Origin of the sequence: uncultured Nocardioides sp. (assembly GCF_902805925.1) — a bacterium.
Taxonomy (GTDB): Bacteria; Actinomycetota; Actinomycetes; order Propionibacteriales; family Nocardioidaceae; genus Nocardioides.
Genome location: NZ_CADCUP010000121.1, coordinates 13,215 through 33,694, shown reverse-complemented (window position 1 = coordinate 33,694; position 20,480 = coordinate 13,215). Strand labels below are relative to the sequence as shown.

The following is a 20,480-nucleotide window of genomic DNA, read 5'->3' as shown; positions in this document are numbered from 1 at the left end:
CCGGGTGGCAGGCTGGGGGCAGCCGGCGGGCCTCGATTGGGCAGGAACTGCATGCTCGGGGCCGGTTGGGTTGTCGTTTGGGACCAATCGGCAGGTCGGGTGGGCGCGGAGATCGGGCGGGCCTCGATTGGGCAGGAACTGCATGCTCGGGGCCGGTTGGGTTGTCGTTTGGGACCAATCGGCAGGTCGGCCGATCCACCGCAGGCGTCACCGACCCACTCAGCGCCAGCCGACCCCCGGGGCCACGTGGGTGAGGAGACTCTCGATGAGGTGGGCGTTGTAGTCGACGCCGAGCTGGTTGGGCACCGTCAGCAGCAGCGTGTCGGCGGCGGCGATCGCCTCGTCCTTGGCGAGGTCGTCGACCAGCTGGTCGGGCTCGCCGGCGTACGTCTTGCCGAAGCGCGCCGGGCCGCCGTCGAGGTGACCCACCTGGTCGCGGCTGGTCGCCTCCCGGCCGAAGTAGGCGCGGTCGCGGTCGTCGACGATCGGGAAGATGCTCCGGCTCACCGAGACCCGCGGCTCGCGGCCGTGGCCGGCCTCCTTCCAGGCGTCCCGGAACAGCTGCACCTGCTCGGCCTGGAGCTGGTGGAAGGGCACGCCGGTGTCCTCGGTGAGCAGGGTCGAGCTCATCAGGTTCATGCCCTGCCGCGCGGTCCACTCGGCGGTCGCACGCGAGCCGGCGCCCCACCAGATGCGCTCGCGCAGCCCCGGCGAGTGCGGCTCGACGGGCAGCAGCCCGGGCGGGTTGGGGAACATCGGCCGCGGGTTCGGCTCGGCGAACCCGTGGCCCTGGATCACCTCGAGGAAGACCTGGGTGTGCTCGCGCGCCATCTCGGCATGGTCCGAGCCCTCGGCGGGCTGGTAGCCGAAGTACCGGAAGCCGTCGACGACCTGCTCCGGTGATCCCCGGCTGATGCCGAGCTGGAGGCGACCGCCCGCGATCAGGTCGGCGGTGCCCGCGTCCTCGGCCATGTAGAGCGGGTTCTCGTAGCGCATGTCGATCACACCGGTGCCGATCTCGATGCGGCTGGTCCGGGCGCCGACGGCAGCGAGCAGCGGGAACGGTGCGGAGAGCTGCCGGGCGAAGTGGTGCACCCGGAAGTACGCGCCGTCCGCCCCCAGCTCCTCGGCCGCCACGGCGAGGTCGATGGACTGCAGCAGCGTGTCGGAGGCCGAGCGCGTCTGCGACTGCGGCGACGGCGTCCAGTGGCCGAACGACAGGAACCCGATGTTCTTCATGCCACGTCAACCGCGCTCGGCGGGCAAGGATTCCACGAGCCCGTGCCTCCCCACCTACGACCGCGAGTACAGCTCCCGGATCACGTCCTCGATGTCGGGCTCCTGGATCGACAGGTCCGCCACGGCGTACGACGCGGCGACGGCGGCCACGACGGGTGCGGCGCTGGCGTCGGCCGGGAAGCTGAGCCACTGCCGCGGACCCTCGACCCGGCGCACGCTGGCCCCCGGCACCGAGATCGCCGGTGCCTCGTCGACCAGGTCCACGACCAGCGTGCGCATGGAGCCGCCGCGCCCGTGCAGGCCGGCCAGGGTGCCGTCGTAGGCCAGCGTGCCGTGGTCGATGACGATCACCCGGTCGCACAGGGCCTCGATGTCCTGGAGGTCGTGCGTGGTGAGCAGCAGCGTGGTGCCGCGCTCGGCGTTGAGGGTGCGCAGGAACTCCCGCAGCCGGCCCTTGCTGACGACGTCGAGGCCGATCGTCGGCTCGTCGAGGTAGAGCACCTCGGGGTCGTGCAGCAGCGCCGCGGTGATGTCGCCGCGCATCCGCTGGCCCAGCGAGAGCTGGCGCACCGGGGTGTCGAGCAGGTCGCCGAGCTCGAGCAGCGTCACGAACGCGTCGAGGTTCTCGCGGTAGCGGGCCGGCTCGATGGCGTAGATCTTCTGGAGCAGCTCGAAGGAGTCGCGCAGCGGCAGGTCCCACCACAGCGTCGTGCGCTGCCCGAACACCACGCCGATGCGCCGCGCGAGCTCGGTGCGGTGCCGGCTCGGCTCCACGCCCGCCACGGTGAGCCGGCCCCCGGTGGGCACCAGGATGCCGGTGAGCATCTTGATGGTCGTGGACTTCCCCGCGCCGTTCGGGCCGATGTAGCCCACCATCTCTCCCGGCTCGACGGAGAAGGTCACCCCGTGCACGGCGTGCACCTCCTCGCGGCGGCGGCGCAGGCTCCGCCGCCCGGCGTCCTTGCGCCGCACGACGAAGGTGCGGCTCAGGTCGGTGGCGTCGATGAGGGCCATCAGCTTCCCGTCGAGGTGTAGTGGCGGACGCCGGTGCGCCAGGCCAGCGCGGCGAGGGCGAGGAGGGCCAGTGCGACGGCGGGGGAGAGGAACGCGAACCACGACGGCATGCCGAAGGGATCCTCCCGGCCCAGGACGTACAGGCTGGGGTACCAGTTCACGAAGGCCACGGGCAGCAAGAAGGTCAGGGACAGCACCACCTCGCGGGGGAAGACCGTGAGCGGGTACTGCGTCATGGTGTTGCCGCCGTAGGTGAAGGCGTTGGCGAGCTCGGAGGCGTCGGCGGTCCAGAACTGGATGCACGAGAAGGCCACGAAGAACGCGAAGAAGATGCCGAGCCCCGCCACCAGCATCATCAGCGTCACCGCGACCCGCGCAGGCGTCCAGTCGATCGGTACCGCCGCCCAGGCCAGCACGACCGCCGACTGGCTGATCCGGCCCAGCCGCCGCAGCGCGAACCGGTCGGCGCACACCTGCACGAGCAGCGGCACCGGCCGGGTGAGCATCGTGTCCAGGCTGCCGGTGCGCACGTGGTGCCCGATCTGCTCGACGCTGCCGATGGCCATGTCGGCCAGGCCCAGCGCGACGCCGGTGGCGCCGTACAGCAGGGCGATCTCGCGCAGCCCGAAGTCGCCGAGGGTGTCGATGGTGGTGAACATGATCGCGATCCCGACGAAGTCGAGCCCGGTGATGATCGCGCCGGCGACCGTCAGGGTCCAGAACGACGCCGGGTAGGCCAGCGCGGCGCGGATCCACATCAGGGCGATCCACGCGTACTGCCGCGGCGCCGCCCGCACGACCGAGGCGTCAGCCACCCTGCACCACCACCTTGCGGGTCGCCGAGCGCAGCACGAGCTGCCCGAGGCCGAGCAGCACCGCGATCCACACGCCCTGCTGGGCCAGGGCTGCCAGGAGGTCGAGCCCCTCGCGCTTGCCCAGCCAGATGTCGGCCGGGGTCTGGAGGTACGACGCCCACGGCAGCGCCAGCGCGATCGTGCGCCACGGCTCGGGGAAGATCACCAGCGGCAGCGCCATGCCGCTGAAGAAGAGCGCCAGCGCGCCCGCCATCATCCGCAGCCCCGACTGGTCGAGCAGCCAGAACGCCGAGCAGGCGACCAACCAGCGGATCGCGAAGCTCGTCACCACGGCGAGCACCAGGCTGAGGACGAACCCCAGCGCCGCCTGGACACTGCCGGGGAAGTCGAACTGGTCGAAGAGAAGCCACGCCAGGACCGTCGGCCCGATCCCGCGCGTCAGCAGGTGGTACGCCGCCCGTCCGAGGTCGCCGGCGAGGTACCAGCCCATCATCCCCACCGGCCGGTAGAGGTCGATGGCCACGTCGCCGGTGCGGATCCGCTCGGCGAGGTCGTCGGTGGTGCCGCCGCCCCACACCGCGACGGTCATCAGCAGCGCCTGGCCGATCCACACGTAGGTGACCGCGTCGCTGCCGTCGTACCCGCCGGCGTCGGGGCGCTGGTCCCACAGGGCGAGGTAGGCGAAGCTGTAGATCACGCCGAAGACGGAGTTGGTGAAGATCCCCGCCACCGTGGCGCCGACGTAGGTGGAGTACCGCCGGAACGTCCGCGTCGCGACAGCGACGTAGAGCATGCGGACCCCCGGGCGGTGCGATTGGGCGGAACCGCCCAACCTAGACCATCAGGTCAGCGTCGGTCACCCAGGTTGAGGACGGCGGAGTAGTCGCCGCCGGGGCCCTGGCGTCGATGCCGGCCAGCCGGGCGCGGCCCGTCAGCAGGATGGCGCGGTGCGGCGGGGAGTCCATCCACATGCCCACGAGGTCCTCCGGGGTGAACTGGCCGCGGGCGAGCGTCTCACCGGTCCACGTCAGTCGGCAGGCCCTGACGACGGCGGACATGTCGCGGTGCCTCCACAGGCCCTCGGTGGCCATCCGCGCGCCCCAGCTCTCCGAGAGGGCGTCGAGGCACGGGACGACGCGGATCGGGCGCAGCCCGTGCTCGGCGCGCACCGCGTTGATCACCACGATCGTGCGGAGCTCGACGTCGTCGGTGCTGGTGCCCCGGGTCGAGAGGGCTCTGCGCTGCTCGCCGGCCTGGGCCGTGGCGCTGCTCAGCGCAGGGCGGCCGCGAGGGTCGCCAGGACGAGCAGTACGGCGGCTGCGAGGGCCGTGCGGGCGCGAGCAGTCATGAGCACCTCAGGGGTGGAGAGACGCGGTCCGGGGGGACCGGCTCCTCGAGTCTCGCGGGTGGCGGCCCGGGGTGCGGTCCGCAGTCCGGGCAGGAGCACGGCCGCCGTGACGACCACCCGGATGGTCGGAATAAGTCATGGCGGATGACCGTTCGGTCAGGTAGTTCGTCATTCAACCAAAAGGAGCGGCATGCAGTTCGGCATCTTCAGCGTCGGCGACGTCACGACGGACCCCACGACGGGGGCCACGCCCAGCGAGCACGAGCGCATCAGGGCCACCGTCGAGATCGCCAGGAAGGCCGAGGAGGTCGGGCTCGACGTCGTCGCCCTGGGCCAGCACCACAACCCGCCCTTCGCCGCGTCGTCCCCGACGACGACGCTGGCCTACATCGCCGCGCAGACCGAGCGGGTCATCCTGTCCACCGCGACGACGCTCATCACCACGAACGACCCGGTGCGGATCGCCGAGGACTACGCACAGCTCCAGCACCTCGCGGAGGGTCGCGTGGACCTGACGCTGGGCCGCGGCAACACCGGCCCGGTGTACCCGTGGTTCGGCAAGGACATCCGCGACGGCATCGACCTGGCCATCGAGAACTACGCGCTGCTCCACCGCCTCTGGCGCGAGGAGGTCGTGACGTGGGAGGGCCGGCACCGCACCCCGCTCCAGGGCTTCACCGCCACGCCGCGCCCGCTCGACGGCGTGCCCCCGTTCGTGTGGCACGGCTCGATCCGCAGCCCCGAGATCGCCGAGCAGGCCGCGTTCTACGGCGACGGCTTCTTCTCCAACCACATCTTCTGGCCCGCCTCGCACACCCGGCAGATGGTGGCGCTCTACCGGCGCCGCTTCGAGCACTACGGCCACGGCAGCGCCGACCAGGCGATCGTCGGACTCGGTGGTCAGGTCTTCATGCGCCGGAGGAGCCAGGACGCGGTCGCTGAGTTCCGGCCCTACTTCGACAACGCCCCGGTCTACGGGCACGGCCCCTCGCTGGAGGAGTTCACCGAGGCCACGCCGCTGACCGTGGGCTCGCCCCAGCAGGTCCTCGAGCGCACGCTCGGCTTCCGTGAGTACGTCGGCGACTACCAGCGCCAGCTCTTCCTCATGGACCACGCCGGACTGCCGCTGAAGACGGTGCTGGAGCAGCTCGACCTGCTCGGCGAGATCCTCCCCGACCTGCGCGCCGGCTTCGCCGAGGGCCGCCCGGCCCACGTGCCCGACGCCCCCACCCACGCATCCCTCATCGAGACCCGCCAGGAGGTGGCCGCATGACCCGCCGCATCGCCGTGGTGACCGCCGGGCTGAGCAGCCCGTCCTCGACCCGGCTGCTCGCCGACCAGCTCACCACGGCCACGACCGAGGCGCTGCGCGCCTCGGGCCAGCGCGTCGAGGTCGACGTGGTCGACCTCCGGGCCCTGGCCCACGGCCTCGCCGACCGCCTGGTGACCGGCTTCGCGACCGGCGAGCTCGAGAAGGCCGTGGAGGCGGTCTCCCGGGCCGACGGCGTGATAGCGGTGACGCCGGTGTTCTCCGCGTCGTACTCCGGGCTCTTCAAGACGTTCTTCGACGTGCTCGAGCCCGGTGCCCTGGCCGGCACCCCGGTCCTGCTCGGTGCGACGGCGGGGACCTCGCGGCACAGCCTGGTGCTGGAGCACGCCATGCGGCCGCTGTTCGCCTACCTGAAGGCGATCGTGGCGCCCACCGCGGTGTTCGCCGCCACCGAGGACTTCGGTGGCGACCGTGCCGCCGGTCTGGACGGGCGCATCACCGCGGCCGGGGGCGAGCTCGCCGCCCTGGTCGCGGCGGCGCCGGCGAGGCCGGTCGAGGACCCCTACGCCGAGGTCGTCGACTTCGCGACCCTGCTGGCGCGGTGACCCGGGCCGGCAGCGCGACGCGCCAGGGCGCCGGGTGCGGCGGTTCCTGGCGCCCGGCCATCCGTCGTTCGGGTGCTCAGGACTCGGACCGGAGCCGGGGACCGGTGGGGCACAAGACGAGAATGGGTGCGTGACCGACCATCCGCCGTACCCCGCCGGCCTGCGACTCGGCGGCCGGCCCGTCGTGGTGGTGGGAGGCGGCCACGTCGCCCAGCGCCGGGTCCCGGCGCTCATCGCCGCCGGTGCCCGCGTCACCGTGGTGTCGCCCCAGGTGACGCCGGCCCTCGAGGGCATGGCGGCCGAGGTCAGGCTGGTCCTGCGCCCGTTCACCGAGAGCGACCTCGACGGCGCGTGGTACGTCATCGCGGCCACCGACGACCCGCAGGTCAACGCGGCGGTCTCGGCGGCCGCGGAGGAGCGACGCGTCTTCTGCGTGCGCAGCGACGACGCCCGGGAGGCCACCGCCTGGACGCCCGCGGTCGGCCGGCACGGCTCGGTGACGGTGGCGGTGCTCGGCAACCGCGAGCCGCACCAGTCGGCCCGCCTGCGCGACGACATCGTCACCGCCCTGCGCGACGGGCAGCTCACCACCCGGGGCGCCCTGGAGAGGACGGCCGGCGTCGTGCTGGTCGGGGGAGGACCCGGTGACCCCGAGCTGGTGACGGTCGCCGCCCGGCACGCGCTGGCCAGTGCCGACGTCGTCGTGACCGACCGGCTCGCGCCCCGCGAGCTGCTCGACGAGCTGGCACCGGGCGTCGAGCTGATCGACGTCGCCAAGCTGCCGCGCGGTCGCTCGGCCCGCCAGGACCAGATCAACGACCTGCTGATCGACCGGGCCCGGGCCGGGAAGCGGGTCGTGCGGTTCAAGGGCGGGGACAACTTCGTCTTCGGACGCGGCTACGAGGAGCTGCTGGCGTGCCGCGAGGCCGGTGTGCCCGTCACCGTCATCCCCGGCCTCTCCTCGTCGGTGAGCGTGCCGGGCACCTCCCAGATCCCGGTCACCCACCGCGGCGTCGCCCACGACTTCACGGTCGTCTCCGGCCACCTGCCGCCCGGCCACCCCGAGTCGCTCGTGGAGTGGCCCGCCGTCGCGCGCCTGCGCGGCACGGTGGTGCTGATGATGGCGGTGGAGAACGCCCCGGCCATCGCCACGGCCCTCCTCGACGGCGGGCGGAGGCCGAGCACCCCCGTCGCGGTCATCGTCGACGGCACGATGCCCGAGGAGCGCACGGTGCTCGCCACCCTCGCCACCCTGACCGACCGGATGGCGGAGGAGCAGGTCGCCCCGCCGGCGATCATCGTGATCGGCGACGTCGTGGGCGTGGCACGTCCCGGCCACTTCGCCCCGGTGGCCGCCCGGCATGATGGCGCCGATGGCCGCGCTCACCCCGATCTCTGACCCCGCCGACCCCCGCCTGGCCGACTACCGCGACCTGCGCGACGTCGAGCTGCGCAAGCACCTCGAGAGCGAGCACGGCCTCTTCCTGGCCGAGGGCGAGAAGGTCGTACGCCGGGCCGTCGAGGGCGGCTTCACCCCGCGCTCGTTCCTGATGGCCGAGCGGTGGCTCGAGGGCCTCGGCGACGTGCTCGCCACGACCGACGCCCCGTGCTTCGTGCTCTCCGAGGCGCTGGCGGAGCAGGTGACGGGCTTCCACGTGCACCGCGGTGCGCTGGCCTCCCTCGAGCGGCGCCCGCTGCCGTCGGTGGCCGAGGTGCTGGAGGGCGCCCGGTCGGTGCTCGTGCTGGAGGACGTCGTGGACCACACCAACGTCGGCGCGATCTTCCGCAGTGGCGCCGCCCTCGGCTTCGACGCCGTGCTGCTGGCGCCGCGCTGCGCCGACCCGCTGTACCGCCGTGCGGTGAAGGTGGCGATGGGTGCGGTGTTCACGATGCCCTGGACCCGCCTGCCCGAGTGGTACGACGCCCTGCCGGCGCTGACCGACGCCGGCTTCACCACCGTGGCACTGACGCTGGCCGACGACGCCGTACCCGTCGAGGAGGCCGTGGCCGGGGTCGACCGGCTCGCCCTGGTGCTGGGCTCGGAGGGTCACGGCCTCAGCAGCCGGTGGGAGCAGAGCGCCGAGCGCCGAGCGATCATCCCGATGCGCGAGGGCATCGACTCCCTCAACGTCGCCGCGGCCACGGCGGTCGCCTGCTACGTCGGCGCCCGCCGCTGACCGGCCGCAAGCCGCTACCCCCGCCGCTGCCGCATCGCGGCGTACAGCACCAGCGAGCCCGCGGTCGCTGCGTTCAGGGAGCTGGCGCTGCCCGACATCGGGATGCTCGCCACCTCGTCGCACGCCTCGAGCCAGCCCTGGCTGAGGCCGGCGTGCTCGTTGCCGACCACCAGGACCACCCGCCCGCGCAGGTCGGCGGCCTCGAGGTCGACCGTGCCTGAATCGACCGTGCCCGACTCGTCCGGGCCGGCCTCGTCGGTGCCGACGATGCGGTAGCCGTGCTCGTGCGCCCACTCCACGACCGGCGCGTGGCCGGCGGCGCGCACCACCGTCAACGCGAAGAGCGACCCGGTGCTGGCCCGCACGCACCGAGGGTCGTAGGGGTCGGCGGCGTGACCGGTGACGACCAGCCCGGCCGCGCCGAACGCGTCGGCCGAGCGGGCGAGGGTCCCGAGGTTGCCGGGGCTGGAGGGCCGGTCGAAGACCACGACCGGACCGCCGCGGCCACGATCGCCCAGCCGTGCCAGGTCGTCCTGCGGCATCTCCACCACGGCCAGCAGCTCGGGCGACTCCTCCTTGCCCCCGAGCTCGGCCATCAGCTCCGGCGCCACCAGGAAGCGCTCGGCGTCGATGCCGTCCCAGAGCCGGTCGGCCCAGGCGGAGGTCTGGCTCCGGCCGTCGTGCAGGAGGGTGCGCACCCGCCACCCGTGCTCGACGGCCAGCGTGATCGGGCGGACGCCCTGGACCAGGAGCTCGCCGAGCCGGTGCCGCTTGGTGCGGTTGGTGAGCAGCGCCTCCCACTGCTGGAAGCGGGCGTTGCGGGTGGTGACGCGCTGGGGAGCGCTCACGCGGAGGCGTTCCCGCGCACGGGCCAGTCGGGCGGGAAGTCGTCGGCGGTCCTCGCCTGCGCCTTCTCGAGCTTCTTGCGGGCCTTGGCCGAGATGCGGTCGGCGAAGACGGTGCCGAGGGTGTGGTCGGTCTCGTGCTGGAGGCAGCGCGCGATCAGCCCGGAGCCCTCGAAGGTCACCGGCTCGCCGTCGAGCCCCGTGCCGTCGACGCGCGCCCAGTCGGGGCGGGCACAGTCGACGAAGGCGCCGGGGAACGACAGGCAGCCCTCCTCGTCCTCGTCGAGGCGGCGGTCCTTGCCCTCGGGCAGCGTGACCACCGGGTTGCACACCAGCCCCACCCAGCGCTCGCCGTCGTCGTCGGGGCAGTCGAAGACGAACAGCGCGCGGTCGACGCCGATCTGGCAGGCCGCCAGGCCGACGCCGTCGGCGGCGTACATGGTGGCGACCATGTCGGCCGCGAGCGCGCGCAGGTCGTCGTCGTACTGCGCCACCGGGGCCTGCGGCCGGTGCATGACGGGAGTGCCCCAGCGGGTCATCGTGCGGACCGTGCCGCCCTCGGGGAGGGGTCCGTACGGCGCGTGCAGCGTGGGCTCGGCGTTCTCGCGGGGCATGGACGGCATCCTAGGAGCCGCGCCGGACGCCCTGACGGCCGCCACAGGCCCGGCAGCTCCTCGCGTCGTCAGGAGACCGAGCTGAACGGGTCGTGCTCGGCGAGGATCTTGTCCACGCGCGCCTGGTCGATGCGCGACACGACGTACTGGCTCTCCTGGGCGTCACGCACGCACTTGGCGAGGGTGAAGGCCGAGGTCGTGAGGTAGAGGGTCCCGATGCCGAGGAAGGCGCGGATCCAGGGGTCGACGGGCAGGTAGATGATCGCGAAGACCATCGTCAGCAGGGCGATGCCGAAGGAGATGCCGGCCTGCAGGTAGAAGGCGTTGGTGGTCCGGGTCTGATTGGGAGTGCTCATGGGCACCACCATCGCTGCCTCCGGAGCCCCGCTCACCCCCATGGATACCCACATCCGGGTGAGTACCCGCACCCGACCGCCGTGGTCACATGGGGACATGAAGCTGTACGCCGACGCCCCACTCCGCCGTACCCGCCAGGTGGTCGCCGACCTCCTCTTCGTGCTGTGGGTCATCGCCTGGGTCTGGATCGGCACCGCCGTCCACGACGGCACGATGGCCCTGGCGGAGCCGGGGCGGCAGACCGAGGAGTCAGCCTCCTCGATGGCGTCGGGGCTGGCCGATGCCGGCTCCGAGCTCGACGACGTGCCGCTCGTCGGCGACGGCATCGCCACCCCGTTCGACAAGGCCGCGGAGGCCTCGGAGCGGCTCGCGGACGCGGGCCGGTCCTCGGTCCGCGCCGTGGAGGACCTGGCGCTGTGGCTGGGACTGTCGATCGCGCTCATCCCGGTGCTGGTGGCGGCGGCGATCCACCTCCCGCGCCGGTGGCGCTTCGCCCGCGAGGCCGGCGCCGGTGCGCGCTTCGTGGACTCCAGCGCGGACCTAGACCTCTTCGCCCTGCGTGCGCTCTCGCACCAGCCGATGCACGTGCTGGGTCGTATCAGCGACGACCCGGCCGGTGCGTGGCGGCGCGGCGACGAGGACGTCGTGCAGGCCCTGGCGGCGCTCGAGCTGCGCGACGTCGGGCTCAAGGTGCCGTCCGCCCAGGCGTGACCCCGGCGCCCTGCTCGCCGCGTCCGGGCGCTCCCCCTCGCGGGTAGGTTGGCGCCCGTGCGCTTCCTCGACGACCGGCTCCCGGCCCACGACCTGACCTACGACGACGTCTTCATGGTGCCGAGGCACTCGGCGATCGCCAGCAGGTACGACGTCGACCTGGCCACCGCCGACGGCACCGGAGCGACGCTGCCGCTGGTGGTCGCCAACATGACGGCCATCGCCGGGAGGCGGATGGCCGAGACCGTGGCCCGCCGCGGCGGCATCACCGTGCTTCCCCAGGACATCCCGCTGGCCGTCGTGGCCGACGTCGTCTCGTGGGTGAAGAAGCGGCACCTGGTCCTCGACACCACGATCGAGCTGGCGCCGCACCAGACCGTGGCCGAGGCGCTGTCGCTGATCCCCAAGCGCGCCCACCGGGCGGCCGTGGTGGTCGAGGAGGGGCGCCCGATCGGCGTGGTCGCCGAGGCCGACTGCACCGACGTGGACCGCTTCGCGCAGGTGCGCGACGTGATGAACCCGACGTTCGTGAGGATCGCCGCCGACACCGACCCCCGCGCGGCGTTCGACGCCATCGACGCCGCCCGGACGCCGCTGGCCGTGGCCGTCGGCGCCGACGGCGCGCTGGCCGGGGTCCTCACCCGCCTCGGCGCGCTGCGCGCCACCCTCTACACCCCGGCGGTGGACGCGAACGGCGGGCTGCGCGTCGCCGCCGCCGTCGGCGTGAACGGCGACGTCGCCGCCAAGGCCAAGGCCCTGGTGCACGCCGGCGTCGACTGCCTCGTGGTCGACACCGCGCACGGCCACCAGGACCGGATGCTCGACGCGCTGCGCGAGGTGCGGGCGCTCGGCCCGGACGTCCCCGTGGCCGCCGGCAACGTCGTCTCGGCCGAGGGCGCCCGGGCGCTGGTCGACGCGGGCGCCGACATCGTCAAGGTCGGCGTCGGACCGGGTGCGATGTGCACGACGCGGATGATGACGGGTGTGGGGCGACCGCAGTTCTCGGCGGTGCTGGAGTGCGCCACGGCCGCCCGCGCCCGCGGGAGGCACGTGTGGGCCGACGGGGGAGTGCGCCACCCCCGCGACGTCGCCCTGGCGCTCGCGGCGGGCGCCTCCTCGGTGATGGTCGGCTCCTGGTTCGCCGGCACGCACGAGTCGCCGGGCGACCTCGTGCAGGATGCCGACGGCCGGCTGTTCAAGCAGAGCTTCGGCATGGCCTCCGCCCGCGCGGTGGCCAACCGGACCGCCACGGAGTCGGCCTACGACCGGGCGCGCAAGGGCCTGTACGAGGAGGGCATCTCCTCCTCGCGGATGTACCTCGACCCGGCGCGGCCCGGCGTGGAGGACCTCATCGACGAGATCTGCGCGGGCGTCCGGTCCGCGTGCACCTACGCCGGCGCCTCGACGCTCGAGGAGCTCCACGAGCGCGCCGTCGTCGGGGTGCAGAGCGCCGCGGGCTTCCACGAGGGTCGTCCGCTGTCGACGTCCTGGTGAGGCTCAGCGGGAGCTGCGCGCCGTACGGCCCTTGACGACGCCCACGAACGCCTGGGTGTCGTCGTCGTCGCGGTCCCTCCTCCACACCAGCGCCACCTGCCTGGCCGGCAGGTCGGTGAGCACGACGTGCGCGACGTCGCGCCGCTGGTGCAGCCGGGCCACCGACATCGGGAGCACCACCACGCCCGAGCCGCTGGCCGCCACCTCGACGGCCTCGCGCGGCGTCATCGGCGGGAAGTCCAGCTGGTCGACCGCGGGGGTGACGCCGGCCGGTGGGCCGAGCACGAACTGCTCGGACGAGAGGTCGGTGACCGGCAGCTCGTCGTACGCCGCGGCGGGGTGCTCGCTCGAGACGACGGCGACCGGCTGCTCCTCGTAGAGCCGGACGACGTGCAGGTCGGTGTCGTCGATCGGCAGCCGGGCGATGACCATGTCGGCCCGGCGGTCGTCGAGGAGGCCGCGCTGCTCGTGCTCCTCGACCATCGTCAGCTCCAGCGGGGTGCGCGACCGCTCGCGCCAGCGGGAGGCCCACTTGTCGGGTGCCGCACCCGTCACGAACGCCACCCGCAGAGCCCTGGTCACCCCGACACCGTAGCCGTGCCCCGATTCAGCCGGCACGTCACTGCTTTGCTACATTTCTCCAGCACTCGTCCGGGTGGCGGAATTGGCAGACGCGCTAGCTTGAGGTGCTAGTGCCCGTATTAGGGCGTGGGGGTTCAAGTCCCCCCTCGGACACCGCACCACCACGACGCTCCACCAGCATGCTGGTGGGGCGTTCGTCATTCGTCCTGCAGCCGCCAGCGCAGGGGGTGCACCGGGTCGGGCACGTAGGAGCAGTAGCTGCCGGTGCGGACCGTCCGGTCGAGGTGTCCGGCGAGGTCCGGGTGCTGCTCGGCGAGGCGGCGCAGGGCGTAGCGCACCGCCCGCGTGACGCTCGTCCGCGCCCGCTCGGTGCTGCCGCCGACCGCGCGTGCCCGGCCGCCGAGGCCCACGGCGGACGCCAGCTCGGCCATGAGGTAGTCACGGTCCCGCTCGGCGAGGGCGAGCCGTCCCAGGTCGTCGTTGCGCCGGGCGTCCTCGATGTCCTCGTCGACCTCGACCAGCCGACGCCGGTACGCCGCCCGGGCCACGTCGTCGATGACGGGCAGCCCGGCCTCGGCCGGTGGCGGCGACGTGCGGCCGACGACCGCCACGAGGTCCAGGACGTGGAGCTCGCGACCCGGTTCGGCGAGCAGCCGCTCGAGGTGGCGGAAGCCGACCAGGTCGGGCACCACGACGTCCCGCTCGCGGAAGCCCACCCGGCGGTAGCCGCCGCGGCGTACGAAGAGGGCGGCCTCGGGCTGCGCCGGCCGGGCGGCGGGGGACGGGACCGGACCGAGCAGCCGGGCGGTGCTCTCCACGCGTCGCGCCGCCCCGAAGTGGGCGTACGTCGCGCGGGCCGCCTCCCACTCGCGGTGCGCCGCCTCCGACCGACCGGCCCGCCGGTGCACGTGGCCGAGGACGATCCGGGCGCCGGCGGTCTCGTACGGCGCGCCGAGCTCCGCCCAGCCGGCGACGGCGACGGAGCAGTCCTCGGCCGCACCGGCCAGGTCCCCGGTGAGGAGGCGCCACCGGCCGCGAGCCAGCGCTGCGCTCGAGGCCAGGGCCGGGCTGGCGTAGGTCCCGGCGATGGCCTCCAGCGCCTCGGCGGAACGGCGTACGGCCTCGACGTCGCCCGCGGCCGCCGCGATCTCCGCCTGGGCGTCCCACATGGGTGCCAGCCGCAGGTCGCCGAAGGGCGGACGCTCCTTGGAGGGCACCTCGAAGGGATGGGCGATGGCGTCGGCGATCGCGGCCGCCGCTCCGGCGGCGTCCCCACGCTCCAGCATGAGCAGGGCAAGCCCGGGCTGGGGCGACCAGGCGTGCTCGTGGGCGTCCCGGAACGCCGCGTCCGCGCCGTCGAGGTCGCCGCGTCGCAGGCGGATGGTCCCGAGCTCCACCAGCGGCCAACCGAACTCGCGCCGCATCCAGGGGCGCAGCTCCTCGCACGCGCCCAGGGCCTCCTCCTCGGCGAGGTCGCACGGCCCGGACATGCGCAGCATCTCGGCGCGGTGCACCCGGCAGCGGCCGTTGATCCCGCCGAAGGCCGCACCGTGGCGCCAGCGCTCCATGACCTCGGTCCACTCGCGGGCCCGGTCGTGCAGCGCCAGGCCCTGCACCGCACAGATGAGCTCGCAGTACATCATCCCGGCCGTCAGCGGGTCGACGCTTCCGAGCATCAGGTCGACAGCCACCTCGTCGAGCAGCGCCAGGCCCTCGACCACCTCTCCCGCCGCGATACGCAGGCGTGCGGAGGCCACCCGGCCGATCATCACCGCAGGGGGCACGTCGTGGCGCGCACCGAGGGTGACCGCCAGGGCGGCCTGCTCGCCGGAGCCGCGGGCGTCACCGCACATGAACCGCTCATAGGTGCGGGTCATGGCGATCAGCGCATGCGCAGGACCCTCCGGGCAGCCCTGCAGGACCGCCTCGGCGCGGCGCAGCCACCCGCGCACCGGCGCCATCAGCCCGGTGTCCATCATCAGGTACATCGCGACCATGGCCGCGGCCCGGGCGGCACCGACCGCGTCACCCGCGGCGAGGTGCCAGGCGTGCAGGCGCTCCCAGGCCGTGACGGCGGCCTCGAGGTCGCCGTGACCGTAGGCGGCCAGCGCCCGCACCTCGATCAGCCCGGGGCCGGCGTCCCCGTCCGGTCCGGGCGCCGCGAGGTCGAGCGCCACCTGCCACTCACCCCGGTCCAGTGCCGCCCGGGCGTCGTCGAGGACCGCCATCGTCGCATTGTGACACCGATTGTCACGCCTTCCGGATGTCACGCATCCCGGACGACCACCCTCAGGAGAGGACCAGCCATGCACGTCACCAAGAACGACATCCCGGCCCGGATCGACGTCCCCGGAGCCACGGCACGCCACCTCGCCGGCTTCGGCTCGGCGTCGGGCCCGATGGCCGCCGAGTACTTCACCCTGGGCGCGGGCACGGACATCGCGCCACTGCTCGAGGGCCTGCCGGGCGACGCCTGCCAGACGACGCACTGGGGCTACGTGCTCGGTGGTGACCTCGTCGTCAGCTACGTCGGCGGGGCCACCGAGCGGTGCACCGGCGGCGACCTCTTCCACTGGCCGGCGGGCCACACCGTCCGGGTCGAGACCGACGCAGAGCTCATCCTGTTCTCGCCGGCCGGGCCGCACGCGGAGGTCATGGACCACATGCTCGAGCGGATGCAGACCGCCTGACGGCGGTGCCGACTGGCTCAGGCCGGCGGGGCGGCCGGCGTACGGCGGGCGGCGAGGACGGCCACGTCGTCGTCGCCCGCCGCGTGGGCGACCTCCGCCACCACCTGATCGAGGGCAGCCACCAGGTCGGGGCCGGCCAGCGTGCCGATCGCCCGCACCAGGCGCACCTGCCCGTCGGTGATGTCCTCCTCGCGGCGCTCGATGAGGCCGTCGGTGAAGGCGACGACCGTGTCACCCCCGCACAGGGCCATCGTCGTCTGCCGTCGCCCCAGGGGACCGACACCGAGCGGCGCCCCGTCGGCCAGGGGGAGCTGCTCGACGGAGCCGTCGCGACGCAGCACCACGGGCGGCGGGTGGCCGGCGTTCGCGACGACCAGCTCGTCGCGAGCGGGGTCGGCGACCAGGTAGACGAGGGTGACCAGCTGCTCGGTCGGGAACTGCGCGTACATCTGGTCCAGGTTGGCCAGCACCGTCGCCGGTGCCGGGTCGACCGCGGCGTACGCCCGCACCGCCGCCCGGATCTGCGCCATCGCCGCTGCGGCGCCCACGCCCCGGCCCATCACGTCGCCCACGAACAGGGCCAGCCGGCCGTCGTGCAGGGTGATCACGTCGTAGAAGTCACCGCCGACCTCGGTGCGGCCCGCCGGGCTGTAGTGCGCGGCGAGCTCCCATCCGGCCAGCTCCGGCATCGAGTCCGGCAGCACGGCGCGCTGCAGCTGGACGGCCACCGCGCGGGTCTGGCTGTAGAGGTCGGAGTTGTCGAGCGCGACGGCGGCACGCTTCGCCAGGTCCTCGGCCAGGGCCAGGTCCTCCTCGGTGAAGCGCCGCTCGGACTCCGCGGCCACCCACGTCAGCACGCCGAGGACCGCCCCCCGGACGACGAGCGGGACGGTCAGGGCACTTCGCAGGTGCAGCTCACGGGTGACCCGCAGCCGTTCGGGGTCGCCCTGGGACGCCGCGACCAGCATGTCGTCGGTGATGTCGGGGATGAGCTCGCTGACGCCGGTGCGGACCACGTGCAGGGCGCCTCTCGGCGCGTCGGGGTCGGCGGGGAACCTCTCGGCCACCTCGTGGGCGAGCTGCACCTTGTCGGGGTCCACGTGCGCCACCGCCACGCGGTGCAGGCGTCCGGAGTCCAGGACGTCGATGGCGCACCAGTCGGCGAAGGTCGGCACGGCGAGCCGCGCCACCCTGCTGAGGGTGACCTCGTAGTCGAGGCTGCTGGCCAGCTCCGTGGCGGCGTCGGCGAGGAACGCGAGCTTCGCGCGCTGGGTGGTGGCTGCCCGCTGGGCGGTGACGCGCTCGAGGGCCTGGGCGCACGTGTCGGCCAGGATCTCGAGGAAGTCCAGCTCGGCGGTGCCCACCACCCGCTCCTCACCGAAGACGAGCCCGATCGCACCGATGGTCCGGGGGCCGACGTTCAGCGGCAGCACGAGCACCGCCCGGGCATGGACCGGGGCCATGTCGGGGAACCGCTCGGAGATCTCCTCGGCGCCGGTGACCATCAGGCGCCGTCCGGTGCGGATGGACTCGGCGGTCGGCGTCCGGGCCGCGATCGGGAAGCGCATCCAGGTGTCCATGTCGTCGGCGTCGCTGTCGGGCAGCCCGACGACGTACATCGAGCGTCCGTCGTCCGAGAGGAGCGTCATGATGGCGAGGTCCGCACCGACGGCCTCCGCGCCGCTGGCCACGACGACGCGCGAGACGGCCGCGATGCCGTCGGCCGTCACCAGCTCGCTGGTGACGCGGGCCAGCCGCGTGAGGCGGCCGGGGAGCTCCTCGGTGCGCTCGCCCCCGGCCGACGTGCGTCCGTTCATCGACCCATCCTGTCAGTGGATCGGCGCCACAGCGTGCTTTCACCTACGATGCCGAGCGTGTCCGACGCCGATCTCGACCCGTCCGGGCGCGACCGGCCGCGATGGTTCACCGCTACGGGTGAGGGCCACTCGCAGTGGTACGTCGACCGCTTCCGCGCCCTGGCGGCCGAGGGCGCGGACCTCGAGGGCGAGGCCCGGCTGGTCGACGCCATGGCCGGACGCGGCTCGAGGGTGCTCGATGCGGGCTGCGGCGCCGGCCGGCTGGCTGGAGCCCTGCACAGCCGCGGGCACGACGTGGTGGGCGTCGACGTCGACCCCGTGCTCGTGGAGGCCGCACGGACCGACCATCCCGGTCCGCGGTTCCACGTGGCCGACCTGTCGACGCTGTCGCTGGACGAGGATCCGTTCGACGTGGTGGTCTCGGCGGGCAACGTGATGGTGTTCCTCGCGCCCGGCACCGAGCGCGCCGTGCTGGAGCGGCTGCGCGACCACACGAGGCCGGGCGGCCGGCTGGTGCTGGGGTTCCGCCGCCAGCCCGACGTGTACTCCTACGACCAGCTCGACCGGGACGCGGCGGGCGTCGGGCTCGTCCTCGAGCACCGCTTCGGCACCTGGCACCTCGATCCGTTCACCCAGGAGTCCGACTTCGCCGTCAGCGTGCTGCGGGTCCCGGGATCCTGACCGGCCGGGCGGCGATACTGGCGCCATGATGATCCGACCGGCGGAGCTGGCTGCGATCCGCGCGGGCGAGGTGGACCTGGCGTTCCGGCGCTGGACGCGGCCGCGCCTCAACGTGGGCACGCGGATGCGTACCGGCAGCGGGCTCGTCGAGGTCCTCTCGGTCGACGAGGTCGACCTCGGCACGATCACCGAGGAGGACGCCCGGCGGGCGGGAGCGCCGTCGCTGGAGGCGTTGCTCGCCGCGCTGGCGGCTCGTCCCGACGACCCGATCTTCCGAGTGGGCCTGCGCCACGCCGGCCGGGACCCGCGCGAGGTGCTGCGCGACACCGTGCCGGACGAGGCGGAGGTCGCGACGCTCCGCGCCTGGCTCGACCGGCTCGACGCGTCGTCCTCGGTGGGGCCCTGGACGCGGGCGACCCTCGAGCTCATCGGGCAGCACCCCGGACGACGCGCACCCGAGCTCGCCGAGGTGCTGGGCCGCGACACCGCGAGCCTCAAGCGCGACGTGCGCAAGCTCAAGGAGAGGGGACTGACCCGGTCGCTGGACATCGGCTACCTGCTCTCGCCGCGGGGCGCGGCCGTGCTCGACCACGGAGGACCCGCTCGCGAGCGGCCGGCCGCACCGACGGGGACGCCCCTGCCGAGGACCGGTGCGCCGGCCTCGCGCGCCCTGACCGCTGCCGGCCTCACCACGCTGGAGTCGCTGACCGACGTCAGCGAGGGCGAGGTCGCCGGGCTGCACGGGGTCGGCCCGTTCGCCCTCGACCGGCTGCGGGAGGCCCTGGCCGACGTGGGGCTGTCGTTCCGTCGTGTTTGATGGAGAGCATGTCGGACTCCACGCAGACAGCGCACGGTCCCGCCGGCGAGGTGGTGGACATCTGTTCCCGCCTGATCCGGATGGACACCTCCAACTACGGCGAGGCCGAGGGGCCGGGGGAGCGGCAGGCGGCCGAGTACGTCGCCGGGCTGCTCGACGAGGTCGGCATCGCCTCGACGCTGCACGAGCGCGAGACGGGCCGCACCTCGCTCGTCGCCCGCTGGGGATCAGGGGACGGCGAGCCGCTGCTGCTGCACGGCCACCTCGACGTCGTGCCGGCCGCGGCGGAGGACTGGCAGGTGCACCCGTTCTCCGGCGAGGTGCAGGACGGCTACGTGTGGGGTCGCGGCGCGGTCGACATGAAGGACTTCGACGCGATGCTGCTCTCGGTCGTGCGCGACCGAGCCCGCACCGGCCGGGTGCCCGACCGCCCGATCGTGCTCGCGTTCACCGCCGACGAGGAGGCCGGTGGTCACAAGGGCGCGCAGGTCCTGGTGGAGGACCTCGCCGACGAGCTGGCCGACTGCACCGAGGCCGTGGGTGAGGTCGGCGGCTTCAGCGCGACCGTGCGCGGCAGGCGGGTCTACCTGATCGAGGCCGCCGAGAAGGGGATGGCGTGGATGCGGCTCACCGCCCGCGGGCGGGCCGGCCACGGCTCGATGATCAACCGCGACAACGCCGTCACCGAGCTCGCCGGCGCGGTGGCGCGCATCGGTGCCCACGAGTGGCCCGTGCGGCTCACGCCCACGATGGAGGTGCTGCTCGCGTCCGTGGCGTCCCTGGCCGGGACCACGGCGACCCCCGAGAACGCCGAGGAGCTGATCGAGGAGTTCGGCGACGCCTCGCGGATGCTGGGCGCCGTCATCCGCAACACCGCCAACCCCACCCAGCTCGACGCCGGCTACAAGGTCAACGTGGTCCCGACCGAGGCGACCGCTCACATCGACGGCCGCTTCCTGCCCGGCTACGAGGACGAGTTCTTCGCCACCCTCGCCGAGCTGTGCGGCGAGAACGTGTCCATCGACTTCCTCTCCCACCAGCAGCCGTGGGAGACGCCGTACGAGGGGAGCCTCGTCGACGCGATGAGCCGCTCGATCCTGGCCGAGGATCCCGAGGCCGTCGTCGCGCCGTACCTGATGAGCGGCGGCACCGACGCCAAGCACTTCAACCTGCTGGGCATGCGGTCCTACGGCTTCGCGCCGCTGCGGCTGCCCGCCGACCTCGACTTCACCTCGCTGTTCCACGGCGTCGACGAGCGGGTGCCGGTGGACGCGCTGGAGTTCGGGGCGCGGGTCTTCGACCGGTTCCTCGACCAGGTCTGAGGTTGCCGATTGGTCCCAAACGACAAGCTCCGGGCCGCTGGGGCTGCGGTTTGGGACCAAACGACAGCATCGCCGCAACCAC

The 20,480-nt window shown here is 73.5% G+C and carries 21 protein-coding genes and 1 tRNA gene; 11 read left to right on the top strand and 11 right to left on the bottom strand.

Annotated elements, in window-relative coordinates:
* Nucleotides 1–219: 219 nt before the first annotated feature.
* The 5 genes from QZX64_RS08785 to QZX64_RS08765 are packed head-to-tail and all read right to left on the bottom strand — an operon-like array spanning nt 220 to nt 4,249.
* Nucleotides 220–1,239 carry an LLM class flavin-dependent oxidoreductase gene (locus tag QZX64_RS08785; RefSeq protein ID WP_295658454.1) on the bottom strand — a complete coding sequence of 340 codons (1,020 nt, stop codon included), beginning with the start codon at nt 1,237–1,239 and terminating at the stop codon, nt 220–222.
* Nucleotides 1,240–1,293: 54 nt separating this feature from the next.
* Entirely contained in the window at nt 1,294–2,253 is a 960-nt protein-coding gene (locus tag QZX64_RS08780; RefSeq protein WP_295658453.1) for an ATP-binding cassette domain-containing protein, read from the bottom strand.
* Entirely contained in the window at nt 2,253–3,068 is an 816-nt protein-coding gene (locus QZX64_RS08775; protein WP_295658451.1) for an ABC transporter permease, read from the bottom strand. Before QZX64_RS08775 ends, QZX64_RS08780 begins: the two co-directional genes overlap by 1 nt.
* A complete protein-coding gene (locus tag QZX64_RS08770) occupies nt 3,061–3,861 on the bottom strand; it encodes an ABC-2 family transporter protein (protein WP_295658449.1) in 801 nt (266 codons plus the stop codon). The genes QZX64_RS08775 and QZX64_RS08770 overlap by 8 nt, the downstream gene beginning before the upstream one ends.
* 40 nt (nt 3,862–3,901) lie before the next feature.
* Nucleotides 3,902–4,249 (bottom strand): CAP domain-containing protein, encoded by a 348-nt coding sequence (locus QZX64_RS08765; RefSeq protein WP_295658447.1) that lies wholly within the window; start codon nt 4,247–4,249, stop codon nt 3,902–3,904.
* Nucleotides 4,250–4,606: 357 nt separating this feature from the next.
* On the opposite strand from QZX64_RS08765, the gene QZX64_RS08760 reads away from it, so the two are divergent.
* The 4 genes from QZX64_RS08760 to QZX64_RS08745 all read left to right on the top strand — a co-directional run bounded on the left by QZX64_RS08760 (nt 4,607) and on the right by QZX64_RS08745 (nt 8,468).
* Entirely contained in the window at nt 4,607–5,689 is a 1,083-nt protein-coding gene (locus QZX64_RS08760; protein WP_295658446.1) for an LLM class flavin-dependent oxidoreductase, read from the top strand.
* Nucleotides 5,686–6,291, top strand: a complete 606-nt coding sequence (locus QZX64_RS08755) for an FMN reductase (RefSeq protein ID WP_295658445.1) — start codon at nt 5,686–5,688, stop codon at nt 6,289–6,291. Before QZX64_RS08760 ends, QZX64_RS08755 begins: the two co-directional genes overlap by 4 nt.
* Nucleotides 6,292–6,421: 130 nt before the next feature.
* Nucleotides 6,422–7,690 (top strand): uroporphyrinogen-III C-methyltransferase, encoded by a 1,269-nt coding sequence (gene cobA, locus QZX64_RS08750; RefSeq protein WP_295658443.1) that lies wholly within the window; start codon nt 6,422–6,424, stop codon nt 7,688–7,690.
* Entirely contained in the window at nt 7,665–8,468 is an 804-nt protein-coding gene (locus tag QZX64_RS08745; RefSeq protein ID WP_295658442.1) for an RNA methyltransferase, read from the top strand. The genes cobA and QZX64_RS08745 overlap by 26 nt, the downstream gene beginning before the upstream one ends.
* Nucleotides 8,469–8,482: 14 nt before the next feature.
* On the opposite strand, the gene QZX64_RS08740 is transcribed toward QZX64_RS08745, so the two are convergent.
* From QZX64_RS08740 to QZX64_RS08730, 3 genes are all read right to left on the bottom strand, one after another.
* Nucleotides 8,483–9,316 (bottom strand): RNA methyltransferase, encoded by an 834-nt coding sequence (locus QZX64_RS08740; RefSeq protein ID WP_295658440.1) that lies wholly within the window; start codon nt 9,314–9,316, stop codon nt 8,483–8,485.
* Nucleotides 9,313–9,927, bottom strand: coding sequence for a peptide deformylase (gene def / locus QZX64_RS08735; RefSeq protein WP_295658439.1), 615 nt, complete (start codon nt 9,925–9,927; stop codon nt 9,313–9,315). Before def ends, QZX64_RS08740 begins: the two co-directional genes overlap by 4 nt.
* Nucleotides 9,928–9,995: 68 nt before the next feature.
* Nucleotides 9,996–10,283, bottom strand: coding sequence for a YiaA/YiaB family inner membrane protein (locus QZX64_RS08730; protein WP_295658438.1), 288 nt, complete (start codon nt 10,281–10,283; stop codon nt 9,996–9,998).
* Between the two features lie 97 nt (nt 10,284–10,380).
* Here QZX64_RS08730 and QZX64_RS08725 point away from each other — a divergent pair, with 97 nt between their 5' ends.
* Together QZX64_RS08725 and QZX64_RS08720 are read left to right on the top strand one after the other, a co-directional pair.
* Nucleotides 10,381–10,995, top strand: coding sequence for a hypothetical protein (locus QZX64_RS08725; RefSeq protein ID WP_295658437.1), 615 nt, complete (start codon nt 10,381–10,383; stop codon nt 10,993–10,995).
* A gap of 57 nt (nt 10,996–11,052) precedes the next feature.
* Nucleotides 11,053–12,489, top strand: a complete 1,437-nt coding sequence (locus tag QZX64_RS08720; RefSeq protein ID WP_295658436.1) for a GuaB1 family IMP dehydrogenase-related protein — start codon at nt 11,053–11,055, stop codon at nt 12,487–12,489.
* A 3-nt stretch (nt 12,490–12,492) separates the two neighbouring features.
* On the opposite strand, the gene QZX64_RS08715 is transcribed toward QZX64_RS08720, so the two are convergent.
* Nucleotides 12,493–13,071 (bottom strand): LysR substrate-binding domain-containing protein, encoded by a 579-nt coding sequence (locus QZX64_RS08715; protein WP_295658435.1) that lies wholly within the window; start codon nt 13,069–13,071, stop codon nt 12,493–12,495.
* 67 nt (nt 13,072–13,138) lie between these two features.
* Here QZX64_RS08715 and QZX64_RS08710 point away from each other — a divergent pair.
* A tRNA-Leu gene (locus QZX64_RS08710) sits at nt 13,139–13,224 on the top strand.
* Between the two features lie 44 nt (nt 13,225–13,268).
* Here QZX64_RS08710 and QZX64_RS08705 read toward each other — a convergent pair.
* Entirely contained in the window at nt 13,269–15,299 is a 2,031-nt protein-coding gene (locus tag QZX64_RS08705; protein WP_295658434.1) for a hypothetical protein, read from the bottom strand.
* A gap of 78 nt (nt 15,300–15,377) precedes the next feature.
* Between QZX64_RS08705 and QZX64_RS08700 the strand changes: the two genes are divergently transcribed.
* Nucleotides 15,378–15,761 carry a hypothetical protein gene (locus QZX64_RS08700; RefSeq protein WP_295658433.1) on the top strand — a complete coding sequence of 128 codons (384 nt, stop codon included), beginning with the start codon at nt 15,378–15,380 and terminating at the stop codon, nt 15,759–15,761.
* Nucleotides 15,762–15,778: 17 nt separating this feature from the next.
* On the opposite strand, the gene QZX64_RS08695 is transcribed toward QZX64_RS08700, so the two are convergent.
* Nucleotides 15,779–17,578 (bottom strand): GAF domain-containing SpoIIE family protein phosphatase, encoded by a 1,800-nt coding sequence (locus tag QZX64_RS08695; RefSeq protein WP_295658432.1) that lies wholly within the window; start codon nt 17,576–17,578, stop codon nt 15,779–15,781.
* 57 nt (nt 17,579–17,635) lie between these two features.
* On the opposite strand from QZX64_RS08695, the gene QZX64_RS08690 reads away from it, so the two are divergent.
* From QZX64_RS08690 to QZX64_RS08680, 3 genes are read left to right on the top strand one after another with little or no spacing between them, the layout of a single operon-like run.
* Nucleotides 17,636–18,259, top strand: a complete 624-nt coding sequence (locus QZX64_RS08690) for a bifunctional 2-polyprenyl-6-hydroxyphenol methylase/3-demethylubiquinol 3-O-methyltransferase UbiG (RefSeq protein ID WP_295658431.1) — start codon at nt 17,636–17,638, stop codon at nt 18,257–18,259.
* Between the two features lie 25 nt (nt 18,260–18,284).
* Nucleotides 18,285–19,076: a hypothetical protein gene (locus QZX64_RS08685; protein WP_295658430.1), complete on the top strand. Its 792-nt coding sequence runs from the start codon at nt 18,285–18,287 to the stop codon at nt 19,074–19,076.
* An 8-nt stretch (nt 19,077–19,084) separates the two neighbouring features.
* Nucleotides 19,085–20,398, top strand: a complete 1,314-nt coding sequence (locus tag QZX64_RS08680) for a M20/M25/M40 family metallo-hydrolase (RefSeq protein WP_295658429.1) — start codon at nt 19,085–19,087, stop codon at nt 20,396–20,398.
* The last annotated feature ends 82 nt before the right edge of the window (nt 20,399–20,480 follow it).